Origin of the sequence: Ancylomarina euxina, assembly GCF_003863355.1 — a bacterium.
Lineage (GTDB): Bacteria > Bacteroidota > Bacteroidia > Bacteroidales > Marinifilaceae > Ancylomarina > Ancylomarina euxinus.
Map to the genome: position 1 here is coordinate 14,939 of NZ_QQWG01000013.1, position 18,668 is coordinate 33,606.

14 protein-coding genes and 1 tRNA gene are annotated in these 18,668 nt (G+C 36.3%); 7 read left to right on the plus strand and 8 right to left on the minus strand.

The features are described 5' to 3' along the window. Nucleotides 1-17: 17 nt before the first annotated feature. Complete coding sequence (locus DWB61_RS12445; protein WP_125031234.1) at nt 18-1,058, minus strand: NAD(P)/FAD-dependent oxidoreductase; 1,041 nt, start codon at nt 1,056-1,058, stop codon at nt 18-20. Nucleotides 1,059-1,478: 420 nt separating this feature from the next. On the opposite strand from DWB61_RS12445, the gene DWB61_RS12450 reads away from it, so the two are divergent. Together DWB61_RS12450 and lacZ are read left to right on the plus strand one after the other, a co-directional pair. Beyond that, nucleotides 1,479-2,963, plus strand: coding sequence for a Gfo/Idh/MocA family protein (locus tag DWB61_RS12450; RefSeq protein ID WP_125031235.1), 1,485 nt, complete (start codon nt 1,479-1,481; stop codon nt 2,961-2,963). A 200-nt stretch (nt 2,964-3,163) separates the two neighbouring features. Then, nucleotides 3,164-6,373 carry a beta-galactosidase, LacZ type gene (lacZ, locus tag DWB61_RS12455; RefSeq protein ID WP_125031236.1) on the plus strand — a complete coding sequence of 1,070 codons (3,210 nt, stop codon included), beginning with the start codon at nt 3,164-3,166 and terminating at the stop codon, nt 6,371-6,373. Nucleotides 6,374-6,446: 73 nt separating this feature from the next. Here the strand turns inward: lacZ and DWB61_RS12460 are convergent, their stop codons facing one another. Together DWB61_RS12460 and DWB61_RS12465 are read right to left on the minus strand one after the other, a co-directional pair. Then, entirely contained in the window at nt 6,447-7,001 is a 555-nt protein-coding gene (locus DWB61_RS12460; protein WP_125031237.1) for a 2'-5' RNA ligase family protein, read from the minus strand. 891 nt (nt 7,002-7,892) lie between these two features. Next, nucleotides 7,893-7,966 (minus strand) — tRNA-Arg (locus DWB61_RS12465). Between the two features lie 212 nt (nt 7,967-8,178). Here DWB61_RS12465 and DWB61_RS12470 point away from each other — a divergent pair. Then, nucleotides 8,179-8,772, plus strand: a complete 594-nt coding sequence (locus DWB61_RS12470; protein ID WP_125031238.1) for a YceI family protein — start codon at nt 8,179-8,181, stop codon at nt 8,770-8,772. 88 nt (nt 8,773-8,860) lie between these two features. Here DWB61_RS12470 and DWB61_RS12475 read toward each other — a convergent pair whose 3' ends face one another. The 4 genes from DWB61_RS12475 to DWB61_RS12490 form a co-directional block, all read right to left on the minus strand. Further along, nucleotides 8,861-10,192, minus strand: a complete 1,332-nt coding sequence (locus DWB61_RS12475; RefSeq protein WP_125031239.1) for an OmpP1/FadL family transporter — start codon at nt 10,190-10,192, stop codon at nt 8,861-8,863. Between the two features lie 234 nt (nt 10,193-10,426). Beyond that, nucleotides 10,427-11,506: an AMP-binding protein gene (locus DWB61_RS12480; protein ID WP_125031240.1), complete on the minus strand. Its 1,080-nt coding sequence runs from the start codon at nt 11,504-11,506 to the stop codon at nt 10,427-10,429. Further along, the gene (gene menC, locus DWB61_RS12485) at nt 11,487-12,545 is read right to left on the minus strand and encodes an o-succinylbenzoate synthase (RefSeq protein ID WP_125031241.1); all 1,059 of its coding nucleotides are present in this window, start codon (nt 12,543-12,545) and stop codon (nt 11,487-11,489) included. Before menC ends, DWB61_RS12480 begins: the two co-directional genes overlap by 20 nt. 20 nt (nt 12,546-12,565) lie before the next feature. Continuing rightward, nucleotides 12,566-13,468 (minus strand): 1,4-dihydroxy-2-naphthoate polyprenyltransferase, encoded by a 903-nt coding sequence (locus DWB61_RS12490; RefSeq protein WP_125031242.1) that lies wholly within the window; start codon nt 13,466-13,468, stop codon nt 12,566-12,568. A gap of 212 nt (nt 13,469-13,680) precedes the next feature. Here DWB61_RS12490 and DWB61_RS12495 point away from each other — a divergent pair, with 212 nt between their 5' ends. The 3 genes from DWB61_RS12495 (at nt 13,681) to DWB61_RS12505 (ending at nt 16,842) form a co-directional block, all read left to right on the plus strand. Continuing rightward, nucleotides 13,681-14,136 (plus strand): ferritin-like domain-containing protein, encoded by a 456-nt coding sequence (locus tag DWB61_RS12495; RefSeq protein WP_125031243.1) that lies wholly within the window; start codon nt 13,681-13,683, stop codon nt 14,134-14,136. Between the two features lie 52 nt (nt 14,137-14,188). After that, entirely contained in the window at nt 14,189-14,659 is a 471-nt protein-coding gene (locus DWB61_RS12500) for a ferritin family protein (protein ID WP_125031244.1), read from the plus strand. A gap of 113 nt (nt 14,660-14,772) precedes the next feature. Then, nucleotides 14,773-16,842 carry a PKD domain-containing protein gene (locus DWB61_RS12505; protein ID WP_125031245.1) on the plus strand — a complete coding sequence of 690 codons (2,070 nt, stop codon included), beginning with the start codon at nt 14,773-14,775 and terminating at the stop codon, nt 16,840-16,842. 201 nt (nt 16,843-17,043) lie between these two features. Here DWB61_RS12505 and DWB61_RS12510 read toward each other — a convergent pair whose 3' ends face one another. Then, on the minus strand, nt 17,044-17,694 hold the full coding sequence (locus DWB61_RS12510) for an HAD family hydrolase (RefSeq protein ID WP_125031246.1): 651 nt from the start codon (nt 17,692-17,694) through the stop codon (nt 17,044-17,046). Between the two features lie 389 nt (nt 17,695-18,083). Here DWB61_RS12510 and DWB61_RS12515 point away from each other — a divergent pair, with 389 nt between their 5' ends. Beyond that, entirely contained in the window at nt 18,084-18,635 is a 552-nt protein-coding gene (locus DWB61_RS12515; protein ID WP_125031247.1) for an RNA polymerase sigma-70 factor, read from the plus strand. The last annotated feature ends 33 nt before the right edge of the window (nt 18,636-18,668 follow it).

The window sequence follows — 18,668 nt, forward strand, 5'->3', positions numbered from 1 at the left end:
TTTTTCTTTACTCTTATTTAGAAAAATCGATCAAGTTTGACTTCCTCGTTGATTTCAGTTTGCGGGTTTTCCAATAATTCAAGCATTTGTTCCGAGAAATAGGGGGCCAGCATAACACCCTTGGTTCCAAGTCCATTGAATATAGCTAAACGATCGTTCTGTGGATGAATGCCAAGAATCGGTCGTCTATCTTTCACAGTCGGTCTCACACCAGCCCAATGATTCAGAATGGTATAATCTGTATCAATAAGTTTATCAAGTTTGGTGAGCAGTTCTAACTTTCCTTCTTCACTGGTTTCTTCATTTATAGTATCCCATTGATAGGTTGCTCCAACTTTAAAGTGATGATTTCCGGTAGGAAGAACGAATAAGTTTTTATTCAGAATGTAATCCTCACACAAAGATTTTGCTTCAATTTCGATTAACTCTCCCTTTGTGAGATAAAAATTATCAGCAGGAAAAAGAGCATTTTTAGCATCCTGATAACCTCTGCAGAATATGATTTTTTCAGCAGAAAGATCTTTCCAATGCACATATTTATCAGTAAATGTGACATCATCAATTTTGAGGTGATCTTCAATGAGATAATTATGCTGTTTAAAGAAATGACGCATGGATAGAATTAATAGGTTCAAATTGCATGAGCCTGTTTGCATGAGTGCACCGTAATGCTCAATCTCTTTAAACCCGTCCAGTTTTAGATTCTTATCAATTCGATCAATATAATGATTCATTTTACCTTGATCGATTCGCTTTTGCCACATGGGAATATCTTGCTTTGCTAAAGGTTTAATCATCTCTTTTTGTTTGATGAATTTTATCGAAAGCAATTCCTCCATCTCCGAGTAAGTCTCATACATTTTTGGAAAAAGGGTATCAGCCATCCAACTTTTTGTGAGACGTTTAAAGACAAGAGGATTGATGAGTCCTGCAGCAATTTCTGAGGCAGATTTCTGTGCCGGGTCAACAATGATTTTAAATGGGATTTTATTTTTATGCATTCGGTAGGCAAGAAGGGTACCAGCTAAGCCTTGTCCTACTATAATATATTTGGTCATTTTTTTAAGCTTGATTTATTCAAATATAGGGAATCTTGTTTGCGAAAGATAGCTAATGAATTGCTCCTGTCTTATTTAGAATGGAAGATTGTATCGTTATCCTGACCATGTGGAATAGGCTTTTCGACCTAATTGCTCATTTTTTTACCCTTTTTGAAAAAAATGTCCCCCCTTGTTTATGGTGATTGAAGATATCTTTGAGCATCAAGTTAGGACTTTGAATAAATGATTGATAAGCATGTTAGAGTGTCGTAAAAACGACTTTAAACTCGATGTCAATTGTTAAGAAGAAAATTTGTAATATAGAGGTATTAAACAGTAGGATATTTAATTTGGCAGTTTAAAATAAGATACACTGAATGAAGATGACTCTTTTATAGCTCTGAAAAAATATTTTAAAAAGATTAAACTATTAGAATTATGGCAACCACCCGAAGATCATTCCTAGGTAATTTGGCTCTTGGAGCTGGAGTGCTTGCGGCAGCGCCCCTGGCAGCTTGTTCAAGCACTAAAGATGAAAGTAATTTGGCTTATATTAAAGCTGCGGCTTCAAGAAACCCATCAATGAGTTTTAATATGTGTGGCTATGCGGCTCCAAAACTCGATACGGTTCGTGTTGGATTCGTAGGCATTGGTGATCGTGGTTCAGGGGCTGTAAGGCGTATGACTTATATCGATGGTGTTGAGATTACGGCACTTTGTGATACCAGACAGGCAGCTGTTGATGGTGGACAGAAGATACTTTCTGATGCAGGTTTACCAAAGGCCAAAGAATTTGTTGGAGGAGATTTAGGTTTCAAGGAATTGTGTGAGAGTGGCTTGGTTGATCTGGTTTATATTGCAACACCATGGGAATGGCACGTACCTGTTGCTATTGCAGCAATGGAAGCTGATAGTCATGCGGCTGTTGAGGTTTCTACTGCTAAAACGATGGATGAATGCTGGCAGATGGTGGAAACCTCAGAGCGTACTCGCAAACATTGCGTTATTCTTGAGAACTGTTGTTATGATTTCTTCGAAATGTTAACAATTAGTATGGCTCAACAAGGTGCTTTTGGTGATCTTATACATGGTGAAGGTGCCTATATTCATGATCTGGATTATTGGCATTTCAATAAACCAAAGGATAATAAAATGACAGATGGTGCCTACACAAAAATGTGGCGTTTGCACGAAAACAAGCGTAAGGCGAATGTGTATCCTACACATGGATTGGGACCAATTTGTCAAGCAATGAATATCAATCGTGGTGATAAAATGGATTATTTGACCTCTATGATGTCAGACGATTTCACCTTGAAGAACCGAATTGCCGAAATGGCTAAAGAAGATCCATTCTTTGAGGAATTTGTAGGCTGGGAAATGAGAGGAAATATGGATATGCAAATGATTCGTACCAATATGGGACGTACCATTATGATTCAGCATGATATCAGTTCTCCAAGACCTTACTCAAGAATTCATATGCTTAGTGGAACCAAGTGCTTTGCACAAAAATGGCCTAAGCAACATATTGCCTTCGGACATAATGTGATTGATGATTCGAAATTTAAAGAACTGGAAGATAAATACACACCAGAGATTATCCGAAGAGTTGGTGAAATGGCCAAACAAGTTGGTGGTCATGGCGGTATGGATTTCGTAATGGACTGGCGTTTGATCGATTGTTTGCGTAATGGTTTACCAATGGATATGGATGTGTACGATGCCGCATCATGGTCTTGTATCACACCATTGAGTGAATGGTCTATTGCCAATAAATCGAATTCTATTGAGATTCCTGACTTTACACGAGGTGCCTGGAAAACCAATAAGCCAATTGATTTGACTTTAAATGGTGGAGGTACAACAGGCGTTCGTAATCTTAAAAAAGCTGACTCAAAAGGTCAATTAGAAGTACATTAAACTCAACAAACATAGATTATAATTATTATGGCGAATGGCTGGTTCTGGATCTTTATGGTTTAGTATCAGTTGTTCGCCATTTTTTGTTAGAAGTTGATTTTATATTGTTTAAGTCGTTTGGAAAATAAAATCATTTATTTTAGTGTCACACTAGCTGGTACTGGTGTGTTGAATGTAAAATAATAATAAATAAACTGGGAATGCGTAAATTTATACATGTGTTGATTGTACTATTTGTGTTAATATCTTATCCTGTAAAAGATATTTATGCAGAGTCTATAAAGAGTGTTAGAGATAGTCTTCTGGATGTTGAGAATCCAGGGATGTTTAACCAGAATAAAGAAGCGGCACATGCGACTTTAATGCCCTTTAGGAGTATTGATGAGGCCCTGACTAAAAAAAGAAATGAATCCTCATATTATAAAAGTTTAAGCGGTGTTTGGAAGTTTAACTGGGTAAGAAAGCCAGCTGACCGTCCACAGGATTTTTACAAGATTGCCTATGATGTTTCTGCCTGGGATGATATTCCAGTGCCAGCCAATTGGGAACTTGAAGGTTATGGTATTCCCATATATGTAAATCATCAGTATGAATTTGCCGATTATAAAGCGCCAATTTCTGATGAGATTAAGTTTGTGGATAAAATATATCCAAAGAAACCAGGTCAAGTGCCACATGATTATAACCCTGTGGGTTCGTATCGAAGAAATTTTACCATACCTGATAATTGGGATGGTCGTCAGGTTTTTATTCAGTTTGGAGCTGTTAAATCGGCCATGTATATCTGGGTTAATGGCATAAAAGTGGGCTACAGTCAAGGAAGTAAAACGCCAGCAGAATGGGATATTACTCCATATCTTGTAAAAGGAGATAATGTTTTAGCCGTTGAGGTTTACCGTTGGTCTGATGGATCTTATCTGGAATGTCAGGATTTTTGGAGAATCAGTGGAATCGAAAGAGATGTTTATTTGTATTCAACACCCAAGGTACGTATTCGTGATTTTTTCGTTCATGCTGATCTGGATTCTCAATATAAAAATGGCATTTTTTCTTTAGATATGGAATTAAAAAACCATGTTAACAATTTATGTTCAGGGAATTATGAGATCGAATACCGTCTTGTAAATAAGCAAGGAGAATTGCTGGTTGTTGATTCGCAAAAGGCTCCAATTGATAGAAAACCAAGGCTTTGGATGAGGTTTGAAAAGGAATTGCCGTCCCCTGAAAAATGGTCGGCCGAAACGCCTAATCTCTATACTTTACTCATTTCCTTAAAAGATAAAAATGGGAATACCGAAGAAGTACTCACATCCCAAGTAGGTTTTCGTAAGGTTGAAATTAAAGATGCCGTTTTCTACATCAATGGTGTAGCAACCTTAATTAAGGGTGTTAATCGTCATGAACACGATCAGTTTAAAGGTCATGTCGTGAGTGAAGAAGGCATGCTTAAGGAAATTGCATTGATGAAGCAGTTCAATATCAATGCGGTAAGAAATAGTCATTACCCTTGCGACGAACGCTTTTATGAGTTGTGTGATGAATACGGTTTGTATATAACCGATGAGGCCAACATTGAATCACATGGCATGTACTATGGCAAGCATTCATTAGCAAAGAATCCAGAGTGGAAGCGAGCTCATCTCGATCGTAATATCCGAATGGTCGAGCGTGATAAGAATCACCCTTCGGTTATTGTTTGGTCTATGGGGAACGAAGCAGGAGATGGCGATAACTTCACAGCTGTGTACAAATGGATTAAAGAGCGTGATCCTTCACGACCAATTCATTACGAACGAGCTATTATGGGACCCAACACAGATTTGTATTGTCCCCAATATCCAGGTGTTGAACATCTGAAAGCATATGCTTCTAAAAAGCAAAGTCTCCCCATGATTATCAGTGAATATTCACATGCTATGGGGAATAGTTCAGGAAACTTAGTTGACTTATGGAATGTGATTTACGATGAAAAAAACATACAGTTGCAAGGTGGTTACATATGGGATTGGATTGATCAGGCCTTGGTCAAGAAAGATGAAAAGGGAGATAATTATTGGACCTATGGTGGTGATTATGGACCACAGGGTATGCCATCGGATAACAATTTTTTGGTGAATGGAATTATTTCTGCCGATTATACAGCCCATCCAGCGATGTGGGAGGTTAAATATGCTTATCAAAATGTCAGGTTTTATCCGGTAGATCTTAGGGAAGGATGTTTCCTGATTAAGAACTTTCACGATTTTATCGATTTAAAGGACTATCTGATTAAGTGGAAGTTATCGGCTAATGGAAAGGAAATTAACTCAGGTGTGCTTGAGAACTTTAATATAAAAGCCCAGAGTAGCAAAGAAGTAAGACTTCCTCTTTCGGAAATCAAAGCCGAAGCTGGTGTTGAGTACTTTGTCGATTTTTCTGTTGTTTTGGCTATTGATCAACCATTTAAACCCAAAGGTTTTGAGGTGGCTCACGATCAATTTCAACTACCTTTTATTACAGAAAGCCTGAAAACTGTAAAAACAGACTCAAAACTTACATTAAAAGAAAGCACTGAAACTGTAAGTATATTGGGAGATAAGTTTGAGATCACTTTTGATAAGAAAAAAGGTATGCTGACTTCTTATAAAATTGGAGATGAGGAGTTGATTCAAAAAGGAATTTCGCCTAATTTTTGGAGAGCTCCTAACGATAATGATAAAGGATCGAATATGATTGAGCGTTTGGGTATTTGGCGTGAGGTTTCAAATTCAACGCAATTATCAAACTTTGTATGTTCTCAAGCTGAATCAGGTGAGATTTTTGTAAAAGTCGAATACAAGTTTCCAAAGGTAAAGTCGACTCAAAGCGTGACATACACCCTAACGGGAGCCGGAAAAATAGACGTGAGCTGTTCATTGAAAATAGGAGAGAAAGACCTTCCTGATTTACCTCGATTTGGTGTTCGATTTGACTTACCCGTTCAATTTAATCATCTGGAATACTTTGGTCGCGGACCACATGAAAATTATATTGATAGGAATAGGGGAACTTTTGTTGGGCTTTATAAAAGTAAAGTTGCAGATCAGTACTTTAACTACGTTCGACCTCAGGAAAATGGTTATAAAACAGAGGTTCGTTGGTTTGAGTTGACTAATGAGAATGGATTGGGAATTCGTATAAGTGGCCAGCCTCAAGTTGGTTTTTCAGCACTTCACAATCCTCTTGAAGACTTTGATCAGCTTACACACAAGGATTTTCGCCACACAAATGATATTGTGAAGAAAGATGGGGTATTTATAAACCTTGATTTTAAGATGATGGGTGTTGCAGGTGATAACTCATGGGGAGCAAGACCCTATGAGCAATATGCTGTTCCAGCGCAAGATTATGAGTTTAAATTTAGTCTTGAGCCAATTTTTAAAAGCTTATAAAATAAAGAGTAGGATCAATAGAGAAGCCTCGTGAGCATTTGCTTACGAGGCCTTAATGTATTGCCTTAAAATACTAGCTTTTAAAATGAAATTCCCAGTAAATATCCCATTGTTTCCCACTATGTTTTAAGAGGAATAGACTCTTGCACAAAAATGATCCATCGAATGTCTTATTCTTAAATTCATTCCAGGCTAAGTTAAAATTTTCAACACTTAAGTCTCTGGTAGCAATGGTCATGTGAGGGTGAATGTTCTGACTGATTACCTTTTCTCCAAGCTCCATTTTCTCTTTTAATTGACTGATGAGTTTTTCATGAATAGGACTGATGGGATCATGATCAACTACTTTTACAAAAATGACTCTGGGTGAAAAACAGTCGAATCCAGATAGCTTAATCTCAAATGCATCCTGATTTACTGCAGTTTTGCGCAATATTTCTATTAAGATTGGTTCATTATTCTTATGAATTCTAAAGGGCATCTGGAGCGTAATGTGAGCGGGTGATTTTAGGGCATGTTTGGCATTAAAACGCTCCTGCATATTCTCTTTCAAAGCCTGAACTTGATTTCTAAGTTCCTTATGAGGAATAAGAGCAATGAAGTAGAGGTTTTGTTTTTGATTAGACATGTTGCTTTATCAAGATATTTTAAGCTGGATTAACTAAATATCGCGTTTTCTTTCCACATTTTAAAGTCGTGATTCTATGCCTTGAGAATTAGCCGCTGAAATCTTCTATGAAGTTAAGGATGAAATTATTCAGATCTCGCTCATTGATGTGTTACGAACCCTTGATTATCTGTCTCTTTTAGGGTTTGAAAATTTGTGCATGAAAAAATCCCAAGTAATATGTAAGATTATCTTTTAATTTTTCGCTAGAGCCGCTGGGCATATGAGCACCTTAGTATTTTAGTTAGCGAATTAAAAATCAAGTCAGCCTGATCCTCGCTTCCTCCATATCGATGCAACAGTAGCACGCCTCACGTCAGGCTGACAAAACCCGCCCAAATCATTTTGATAAAATATGATTAGGTTCGAGAAGCCGATTTTTATTTCTGGCTTCGGCAACGCAAGTGGGGGCCCCATAGGTGAAAAAGGCGTTAAAAACAGAATGCTGTCTGAGTGATGTACGAACGAGTTTAGCCTTTTGAGCCGTTATGGGGCACTGAGTGCCGGAGCCATTGATTTTTGTTACTTTTCATCAAGGAAAAGTAAATAAAGAAAAAAAGAGTTTGTATTACAGATATAAGGTTTTCCTGTTTAGGTTTACCAAAATTCATGTTCGAAATTATAAAACCCAATTTTTACTGTTGATCCAACTCATCTCTTTTAGGTTTTAAAAGTTTGGATATAAAAAAACACACCAATTTCCTGATGACTTATTAAGTGAACATGGAGGGATGCTTCCTTACTTCGTTCGTCATAAACATGTTACGAACCCCCAATGGGGTTTTCATCCCTAAAATCTAGTGCAAAAAAAAATCCTCCAATAAATATGGAAGATTCTTTCTTTTAAATATGTGAACATGGAGGGATTCGAACCCCCAACCTCCTCGGCCGTAACGAGGTGCACTATCCAGTTATGCTACACGTCCGTTTTGTCTCAAAGACCCTGCAAATATAGGTATTCTGAGGTTTATATAACAAGCTTTTCTTGAAGTTTTTTTTCGTTTTCACACTTACATTACTTTTAATGATGCTTAATTAAAGATTAACAAGTGCTTAACAAATATGATTTTTTCATATTTAAGAATAGATGTATATTTAAATTTAGTTTAAATAAGGATTATAAATTAATTCATATACTATGAAAACGAAAAGAATATTATTAGGATTGGCATTTGTAATGGTAGCATCATTTTTAACTACAAGCCTTAGTGCTCAAAAAAAGATGGATTTAAATCTTGACAAAAGCAAGGTGGTATGGACGGGAAAAAAGGTGACAGGCGAGCACAGTGGAACAGTGATGTTGAAGTCTGGTAACTTGATGATGAAAGGGACTAAAATTATAGGTGGTGAATTTGTTATGGATATGGGCAGTATAGCAAATACAGATATTACGGATGAAAAATATCGTGGTAAACTTGAGGAGCATTTAAAATCGGAAGACTTTTTTGGTGTGACAAAATATCCAGAATCAAAGTTTGTGATAAAAGAGAGTAAGAATTTAAAGGATGGAAAGTTACTCGTAAAAGGGGAGGTTAGTATTAAAGGGATTACCAAGCCTTTGGAGTTTGAAGTAAATTCACATCAACATGGAGATTCACACCATATGAGTGGTTTGATCGTTATTGATCGTACTCAATTTGATATAAAGTATGGTTCGGGTTCTTTCTTCGATAATTTAGGAGACAAAACTATTCATAACAACTTTGAATTGAAGTTCGACTTAATGTTTTAAGTCTCGAATTTTAGTTATAAAAAAAACGCCACATGTGAATGTGGCGTTTTTTGTGGATTGAGAATGGTATTCTCAAATAAAATATGGCTTAGAATGAATAAGCAATTTCCAATTCAATCTGACTCATTTTAATTTCAATAGTTTGGTTTGGTACCATATTACCTTGCATAGCTTGTGCTGCATCGAAATCCATTGGATTGTATCCTTTAACAGAACATTCTGGCGCGTAAACAAGAGCGAAATGTAAGGCATTTCCTTTTTCATTTAATTCCTTAGAACAACCTAAAGTAATGTGATCGCACATAACCCCAGGAGCTAAGATATTAAACAGCACTTCTGATTTCTGAATTGGTTGATCACAATGTGAGTAACCTGCTCTTAAAGTCCAGGTATCAATTCCTGCATATTCAGCACCTACTTTGTAAACATTGATATCTTCCCATCCAAAACCAGCACCATTATCGGTACCTAAAGGTGAGAATTGAGGATTTGGAGCTCCATTGGCAAGTTGTGGTAGATACATTCGGTTTGAGACTGATGCTATATCAGTATAGTTGATACGTTTGAAATCAGCTGCAAATACCCAGTTCTCATTAGCCTGGTATGCTAAACCAACTGTCCAGGTTGAAGGAATATTAAAATCACCTTGCTCGGCAAAAAGTCCGGCATAGTCACCAAACTCGCTCATATAGACCATAGTCTGGTAACTGGCTCCAACGCTTATTTTTTCAGATAATTGACCTAAATAACCTAATTTGAATCCTAATCCGTAAGCATTGTCATGACCGTTGTCTGATAATTTAGTAGCATCACTTGACATCATTCCAAATGATCCGATTCCTTTTGCTTCGAAATATTGGTAAGCAGCAATAGCTGTTACACCAAAACTATGTTTTTCACTTACCTGATAGGCATAGCTTAAGTTTAGAAACATTTGTCCTAAGTCAACACCTGTATCAGCGTTTGGCATACCGAAAGTTCCAAAACCATTTTTAGGCGCATAATCAGTATTCATACCGCCATTACCATAAACAGCTATAGAGAAACTACTTTTCTCATTCAATAACCAGTTCGCACCAAAAGTAGGCATGAAAAAGACTTTGCTATCACTTTCAACAGTTCCTGTAGCTAAGCCAAAGGTTCCTGGCATTCCTGACTTTTCACCAGTTACAGTATACTCACGGTTTGGGTTAAACATGTTAACACCAAATTGGTATTGGTTACCTAGTTTCACTAAAGAAGCTGGGTTGCCGTTAATTAGTGAGTTTTTGTACCAGGCGATACCTGCACCAGCCATACCTTTGTTTTGCGTTCCATAGGCAAGGCTAAAATAGCCATCAGTTGCACTTGCCGTTTGGCTCGTAATTAGTCCAGCTAAAATTAGGGAGGCTGAAACTAAAAATTTAGATCTCATCTTCATAGGTCAATAATATTTGATTGTTTTGTTTATTATCTATTACAGCAACAAAATAGCAACTATAAACCTATACAAATATGTTGTATATCACATATGTATATATAAAGACTAGTATGGTTTGATATAAAGCGTTGATTATGAGTGTAAGACTACTTGCTGATTTTTTTCGATAATAGACCTATACTTATTTGGAACAAATAAGAGTGATTTTGAGGAGCAATTAATACTGTTAATCTGCTAAAATACACCGTCTTCTCTAAGGCTTATGAGAGTAGCTTTTCGTTGAATTTTGTTTGTTAAAGTTCGTTTAAATTTTGGAACGATATAAATAGCACGAGGACGCTGGAATTTTTCTAAATAAGAGTCTATTTTAGCATGAATCTGCTTTTTTTGTTCCTCATTTATATGATTTGACTCAATTAGGAGAATCATTTTTTCACCTAGGTGATCATCAGGAATACCAATTAGAAAAAAAGGATAACTAATAAATGATACCAGTTGCTCTTCGATTTGTTCAGGGAATAATTTTATGCCTCCCGAATTAATAACATGGTCGAATCTTCCAAGCCACTCAAATTCCTTATTTGAAACTAAATTAACAATATCGTTTGTTGTAATGCTTTGGTTTAGAAGTTTTGGTGCTGTTATTTTTAAACAGTCTCTATCGTCAATTGAAAGCTTGATGCCTCCTAGTGCTTTGTAGTGATTCGATTTATCAGCACCATTTAAGCTCTTTAGGGCTATATGAGAAAGGGTCTCTGTCATACCAAAGCTAGAATAGAAATGGCAGTTCAGATCTTGAAGTTGATCATTGATCTGTTTGTCAACAACACCGCCACCAATTAGGATGGTTTTAACGCGATTGATTTGTTCGTTATTATGTATGCTGTTTGCGACCTGTAGAGGTATCATTGCCGCAAAATCAATATTCATATTAAGATCGGTGAGAGGATGACCGTCTGGCTTGACACATATCAAGTTCATTTGCCAAATATGAGCGCGGACAATCATCATTTTTCCTGCAATAAATTGAGGGGATAGACAAAGTAGGGCTTTGTTTCCTTTTTTTAAACTGAAGAACTTGCCCGTCATTTTTGCGGACTGTATCATTTTAGCTTTTTCAAGCTGAATTGTTTTGGGCTTGCCTGTTGAACCTGATGTTTTAGCTTTGACATGCAAATTCTCATCTAACCATTCTAGGGTAAATGCATAGATATCCTTTTGCCATTGCTCACTTGAGGTTTTAATCTCATCCTGGCAAAGAGCGATAAGTTGCCTCGTATTAAGTTGAGAAAAATTAAGCTCCAAGCTTTTCATCGACTGCCCATTTTTTTGATTGATTGTAGATTAAATACCCTTCAGATACTTCCAAAGGCGATTCGATATTGTTGGTGAAAAGTTGTCCCGTGCCTAAACCTTGTGGCATTGGGTTATTTAAGGTGTAAGCCCATTGTGCAATGGCATTCAATCCGATATTCGATTCCAATGCTGATGTCATCCACCAAGGAATACCTTCCGCTTTTGCGATATCGATCCATTCCTGACTACCTTTGAAACCTCCAAGCAAACTTGGCTTCAAAATAATATATTGAGGTTGTATTTGTTTAATTAACTTGATTTTATCTTCGAGCTTATAGATGCCTATTAATTCTTCATCGAGTGCAATGGGGAGTGGAGTCTCTTTACAAAGATTTGCCATAGCATCCCAATTACGAGCTTTTATGGGTTGTTCTATTGAATGAATATCAAATTTGTTTAAAGCCTTTAGTTTGTCCATCGCTTCATCAGGATGAAAAGCACCATTGGCATCAACTCGAATCTCTATTTGTTCAGAATTAAATTTTTCTCGAATGGATTTTAAAATCTCTAATTCTTCCTGAAAATTGATGGCTCCAATTTTTAATTTGATGCAATTAAATCCCTTATCAATTTTCTCTTGAACCTGCTTTTGCATATAGGCTTTATCACCCATCCAAACCAAACCGTTGATTGGGATTTTCGCTTCACTCTCTGTGAAATCCGAATTAAATAGAAGACGTTTCCCACCATTTGCAAGATCCCTTAAAGCCATTTCGAAGCCAAAATAGATGGATGGCCATTCAATTAATTCATCGGCAAGATAGTTTTCAATTTGGTTGATATGATCGCAAACCGCCTGAATTTTTTCTTCGTAATTTTCTCTGTCATCAGGGCTTAATCCTCTTATGATAGAACATTCACCGATACCTTTTACTTCTGGGTTTTTATCGTCCCAAACATGAACAAACCAGGCTTCTTTTTTTGTAAGAATACCGCGTGATGTACCACTAGGTCGTTTGAAATCTAAAGGAAAATAAAGAAAATTTGCTACTAACATAAATTAAATAGATGTAAGTTTTATAGAAGAGCACCTAAACCAAAGGTAAGACTAAAAAAGAAACATGACAGAGCCAGTTTTTTTAATTCGGGATCTAAATCTCGTGGATTCTGATTGATATTTACAAAGTAAATATTTCGCAAAATCAGAGGAAAACTCAATAAATAGATGAACTGAAAAGCTGTACTGAAATTGAAAATACTGTAAGCAATTGCAAAAAGCATAGCTAATGATAAAACAAACAGATGGTAATTTTTAGCCGCTTTTGAACCAATTTTAACGACTAAGGTTCTTTTCTCCGTTTTAGCATCATTTTCAATATCACGCATATTATTTAGGTTGAGAACACCGGTACTTAAAAGGCCAACAGAACTTGCAGGAAGAAGTAGATCCCACTGCAAATTCCCTGTGTGTAAGAAGTAAGACCCCATGACGCCAACCAAGCCAAAAAAGATGAAAACAAAAAGATCGCCAAAGCCCATATAACCGTATGGGTTTTTACCCACCGTATAATTAATAGCAGCCAAAATTGCTAGAATACCAATAGCAAAAATCAGGATCGCTTCTTGTAAGCTGATTAGGCGAGCCGCATCATAAATCAAAAATGAACCACTGACTAAGGATAGAATAATAAAGACATAGAGCATGCTCTTCATTTGGGACTTACTGATGATGCCACTTTGAACAGCCCTTTCCGGACCCACTCGATTTTCGTTATCGGCACCTGAAATGGAATCGCCTAAATCGTTTGCCAAATTTGAAAGAATCTGCAAAAATAGCGTAGTGAGAATGGCTAATATGAAAATGCGAGTATTGAATGAATGATGTGATGCAGCAAGCAGACTTCCAAGTATGATACTGGATAAGGCTAGGGGAAGTGTTCTTAATCTAAAGGCATGTACCCATGCTTTTGTTTTACTCATAGTCAAGTTTTTTTTTGAAACACAAATTTAACCAATTTAAAATAACGCCTTAAGTTTATTAGTATCAAATTTAACTCAAGTTCATAATTGTCTCATGTAAAATATCTTGTTCTACTATTTTTTATTTCGTAACTTTTCATACACACGAGCTATTTTGATATACTGATCTATTTTTAGTTGAGTAATATTCATGTGTTTAAATATAATTTAGAATGAAAATTTTTAGAAATTTTAAAGAGATCATTGATTTTGCCATTGAAAGTGAAATGGATGAAATTAAATTTTATTCAGAGCTAGCTGAAACAATGGAACGTAAAAATGTCAAACAATTGTTTCGAAGTATTGCACTGGAAAAAACAGCTCGAATGCTACAGTTGGAAAATATGAAGGAGATCGGTGTTTTATTGGATGTTGAGAATGTGCAAGATTTGAAAATTGCAGGTTCTTTCTCTGAGATTGATTATACGAAAAAGAATTTATCTTATCAGGAAGCCCTCATAATTGCTATGAATAAAGAAAAGGAGAAGTTCATTCTTTATCAGGAATTGGCCGATTGGACTTCTGATAAAGTAGGTAAGCAGACTTTTATGAGTTTAGCTAATCAGGAAGCCCGTCAGAAATTAAAGCTAGAAATTGAATATGATGAGTTTATTCTATTTGATAATTAGGATATTCAGTTGTGATTAAAATTTGAATCGTTTTTATTTTATAAGCAATATTATGGAAAAATATAACAATATAGACGAGGTTTTGAATTTTGCTATTGAGCAAGAGCAAAGTGAGGTGGATTTTTATGATGAGTTGGCCGATAAGATGAGCAAACCCAAGGTTGAGCAATTATTTAGGGATATTGCTCTCGAGAAGCAAAATCACATTTTAAAGTTAGAGGCTATACGGATTAGTGGGAATTTTGATCACAATTCTTTTGATCAGATAAAAGAATTGAAAACAGAACATTATATTGCTGATGTAGATTATTCAAATGAAGACCCCGACTATCATGACGCTTTAATAATGGCTATGGAGAAAGAAAAGGCCACTTTCATGTTTTATTGGGATTTGGCAGAACGTGTTTCCTCTCCCGATCTCCAGGATCTGTTCTATATGCTTGCCTTACACGAAGCAAAACAGAAAGTTAAGATGGAAATTCAGTTCGATAGAGAGTGTCAAGAGGAGATTGATGATGATTAAGAATCCTTTTCAGATAGTAAAGCCCCACTTTTGGTGAGGCTTTTTTTGTTTATGATATCTACTATCACCATAAAATTATTATTTTTAGCATCCTATCAACAAACATCCTATTTATGCGCTATACGCTTATAAGCTTTTCTATTCTTGTCTTCTTTCTCTTTTCGGGACTAGCCTCACTTGCTCAAATTTCCCATGGTGGCTACCCCTATTTTAAGAAGACAGCAAGTCAGATGAAATTTGAAACGGTGTTGATGCCAGTTGAAAAGATGTTTAATCTTAAATCGGAGAGAGCTTCCGAGAGCAGATCAAGATTGAAGCATGCAAAGTTTGCGCATGAATTTATTGTGGATAAGACGAGTGAAAATTCAGGGACTTGGACGGTTTTATCAACTGGACAACGTGTGTGGAATCTTGCAATTGCTTCACCGGGAGCTTATTCACTTAGTATTGTGTTTGAGGAGTTCCGTTTGCCTAAGGGAGGTAAGTTGTTCGTTTATAATTATACCAATGATACAGTTTTAGGAGCGTATACGGAAAAAAACAATAAAACCTCGGGACGCTTTGCAATTGAGCCTTTAGCTGGTGATGATCTTATTATAGAGTATATTGAACCCATTAATCCAGAGTTCGATGCTGAACTCAAACTAGGGAAAGTTTACCACGATTTTAAGAATATTTTTAGAATTATGGATTCCAAGAGTTCTCAAGTGAAGAGTGCATCTGGGGCTTGTAATGTGAATGTCAACTGTCCTGAAGGCTTAAATTGGCAAGTTGAGAAACGGGCTGTTTGTCATATTACCTATGGTGGTTTTATTGCTTCGGGTACTTTGATCAACAATTCGAAGAAAGATGGTCGTCCCTATATTTTAACTGCTCACCATGTTATACATGAAGAGTCACTAGCACAACAGGCTATTTTCTATTTCAATTATGAAGCGGAAACTTGTGAAGGAACGATGGGTAGCAAGAGCCAATCCATTTCAGGATCGAATTTAAGAGCGACAACGAATCGTTTGGATTTCACTCTTTTGGAGATGAGTTCTATTCCACCATCTATTTATCAGCCTTACTATGCTGGTTGGGATCGGTCGGGATCAATACCTAATCAAACGGTTTGTATTCATCATCCCAGTGGCGATGTGAAGAAAATATCCATGGATCAGGATCCATCTGGAACTGCTACTTATACTGACTCCGATTATACCTTTGATACAAATACACACTGGCATATATCGAATTGGGAATGGGGAACGACCGAAGGTGGTTCATCAGGTTCTCCCCTGTTTGATACACAGCATAGAATTATTGGTGATCTTACTGGTGGCGATGCCAATTGTTCAAATTCCGTAGACGATTATTTTGCTAAATTCTCTAGCAGCTGGGACACTTACCCTGCCAAAGAAAATCAACTTAAACATTGGTTAGATCCTGACAATACTGGCGTATTCGTTTTGGATGGGTATAATCCATCTATTCAGTTAAATAAGGATATTGCCTGCGTAGAGTCATATGTTGAAGTGTCTTTTAATTTTGGGATGGATTATGATTCTTATTCGTGGAATTTTGGAGCTGGTGCGACGCCATCAGCATCCACAGAAAAAGGGCCACACACTGTTCAGTATTCAACATCTGGTGTAAAGCAAGTCAGTTTGGTTTATAGCCTTGGAGAAGTGAGTGAGAATGAATTCACGAGTTTAGTTGTAGTAGATGAAACAGAGCCTGAGTTTACGTATTTGTTTAAGCAAAAAAGCTTTGATTTTAGAGATGCTTCAAAAAATGCATTGACTTATTTATGGAATTTTGGTGATGGCCAAACATCAGAACTGATGAACCCCAATCATGAGTATCAGAATTCGGGTCAGTATCTTGTGAACCTGACTGTAGGTAACGTTTGTGGAGATAGAAGCATCACAAAGAATATCAATACGAGTTATGGGGCTGAACTTGAAGTTTATCCCAACCCGAGTAAGAATGTGAAAACCCGGGTTGATTTAAATGCCGTTTTATTTAATAGGATTGATTGGTGGCTTTATGATACGCGTGGGGCAGAGCGTTTAAGTGGCTTTGTTTCGCAATATAACGCCTTTATCGATTTGGATTTAAGACCATTTCCAGCAGGAATTTACATTTTGAAACTGGATATCGATGGCTCTATTGTAAATCGGAAAGTGGTTGTTTTGTAGAAATATATAAAACTTAAGTGTCCTGAGAAAATATATTCGTCATTCTGAACTTGTTTCAGTACCGAGCTTGCGAGATCAACGAAGTTAATCTTAATATTTGATTATTAGATCCTGAAATGAATGGGCTTCGCCGAACATTGTTACAGGATTGACGTTAAATATTTAACTTTTATATTTCAGGACACTTTCTAAGCGTATTTTTTAAAGATGATTTAGTAGTTCAGACGCTTCACTGATAATGGCTTTGGCTCCATTCGCTTTTAATTCATCGGAACCACGAAATCCCCATAAAACACCTACCCCAAACATACCTGCATTTTTCGCTGTTTCCATGTCAACTCCCGAATCTCCAACAAACATGAGTTTATTAGGAGAGATTTTCATTTTCTCAGCTGCCATTAAAGCGCCTTGAGGATTTGGCTTTCTTGCAACATCACCACCTGCTCCAATTACAAATGAAACATCCCATTTCGCCAAAAGAACTTTGACCACTTTATGAGTTAGATCGTTAGCCTTGTTTGAGAATACCGAAATCTTAATCTCTTTTTCCTGAAGCTGATCCAGTAAATCGGCAACACCTGGATAAAGTTTGGTTTTGTTAATACAATTAGCACCATAAACCTCAAGCATTCTATTCAGATTCTTCGTGAAAAGTTCATCCGTTCTTAATTCCTCTGGTAAAGACCTTTTAACCAATTTACGAATGCCATTTCCTACAAAAGTTTTATAGGTATCGATGCTGTGTATTGCTAAGTTTTGCTCTTCTAAAACCTGATTCATTGATTCTGCGATATCCTCAATCGAATCGGCTAGCGTCCCGTCTAAATCGAATACGATTCCTTTTATATTCATTTTATTTGTTTAGAGTGTTTAGAGCTTCGAGTTATGTGAAAGCTTATGCAAATATCGTTACGAACAGTTTACCGGCAAAAAGATTGTTGCTTAAATTTTAAACCGTATTAAAATATTGTTTTAGAATGTCTGTATTTTCATTACAAAATGCAGAACTAGATTGAGCTTAATTAAAATGAACTTGAGTATTAATGCTATCAGTTTCATTGTGTATATCTATACGATTTGTTATATTTTACTTCTTGTGTTAAAAAAACACACCCATAAAGGTGTTGGTTAATGTGTTGTGTGTTAGTGTTTAGTGAGTTTATTTGTGAGTGCTGGAGAATTATGGACGAATTAAAATATTTGTATATTAGCATAGCTTTCTTACATTTACGATCTCAAAAATGGAGATTCAGGAACAACATATCATTGATAAATTAAGAAGTGGAGACGAATCTGGACTCCGCCTCTTGTTCGATTTGTATTATTCTCCTCTTAGTGTATTCGCTTTTAAATATTTCGATTCCTTTGAAAAAGCTGAGGATGTGGTTCAGGAAGTTTTTATTGATTTATGGGAAATGAAGAGATTTAAGAATTTTACAGGTTCAGTTAAATCCTATCTTTTTACAGCAGTGAAAAATAATTCACTAAAGCAGATTCAGAAAGATAAAAGATTTCGATTTGAAGACATTGAGAATCTATCTTATAAAATCATTGAAGATAAATTTGAATCTCAGGAACTTGAGGCACGTAAAGAAAGATTATATAAGGAGATAGAGCTCTTACCACTTCAATCTAAAAAGGTGTTTGAAGCAATTGTTTTTGAAAGACTTAAATACGCTGATATAGCTGTGGAATTGAATATCTCAGTTAATACGGTTAAGACTCATTATTCAAGAGCATTGAAACATCTTCGTTCTTCAATGGATATCCTTATAATGATCATGTTAGCTTGAAACTAGGGCAAAGGTCAAAAGTGAAAGAGTCAG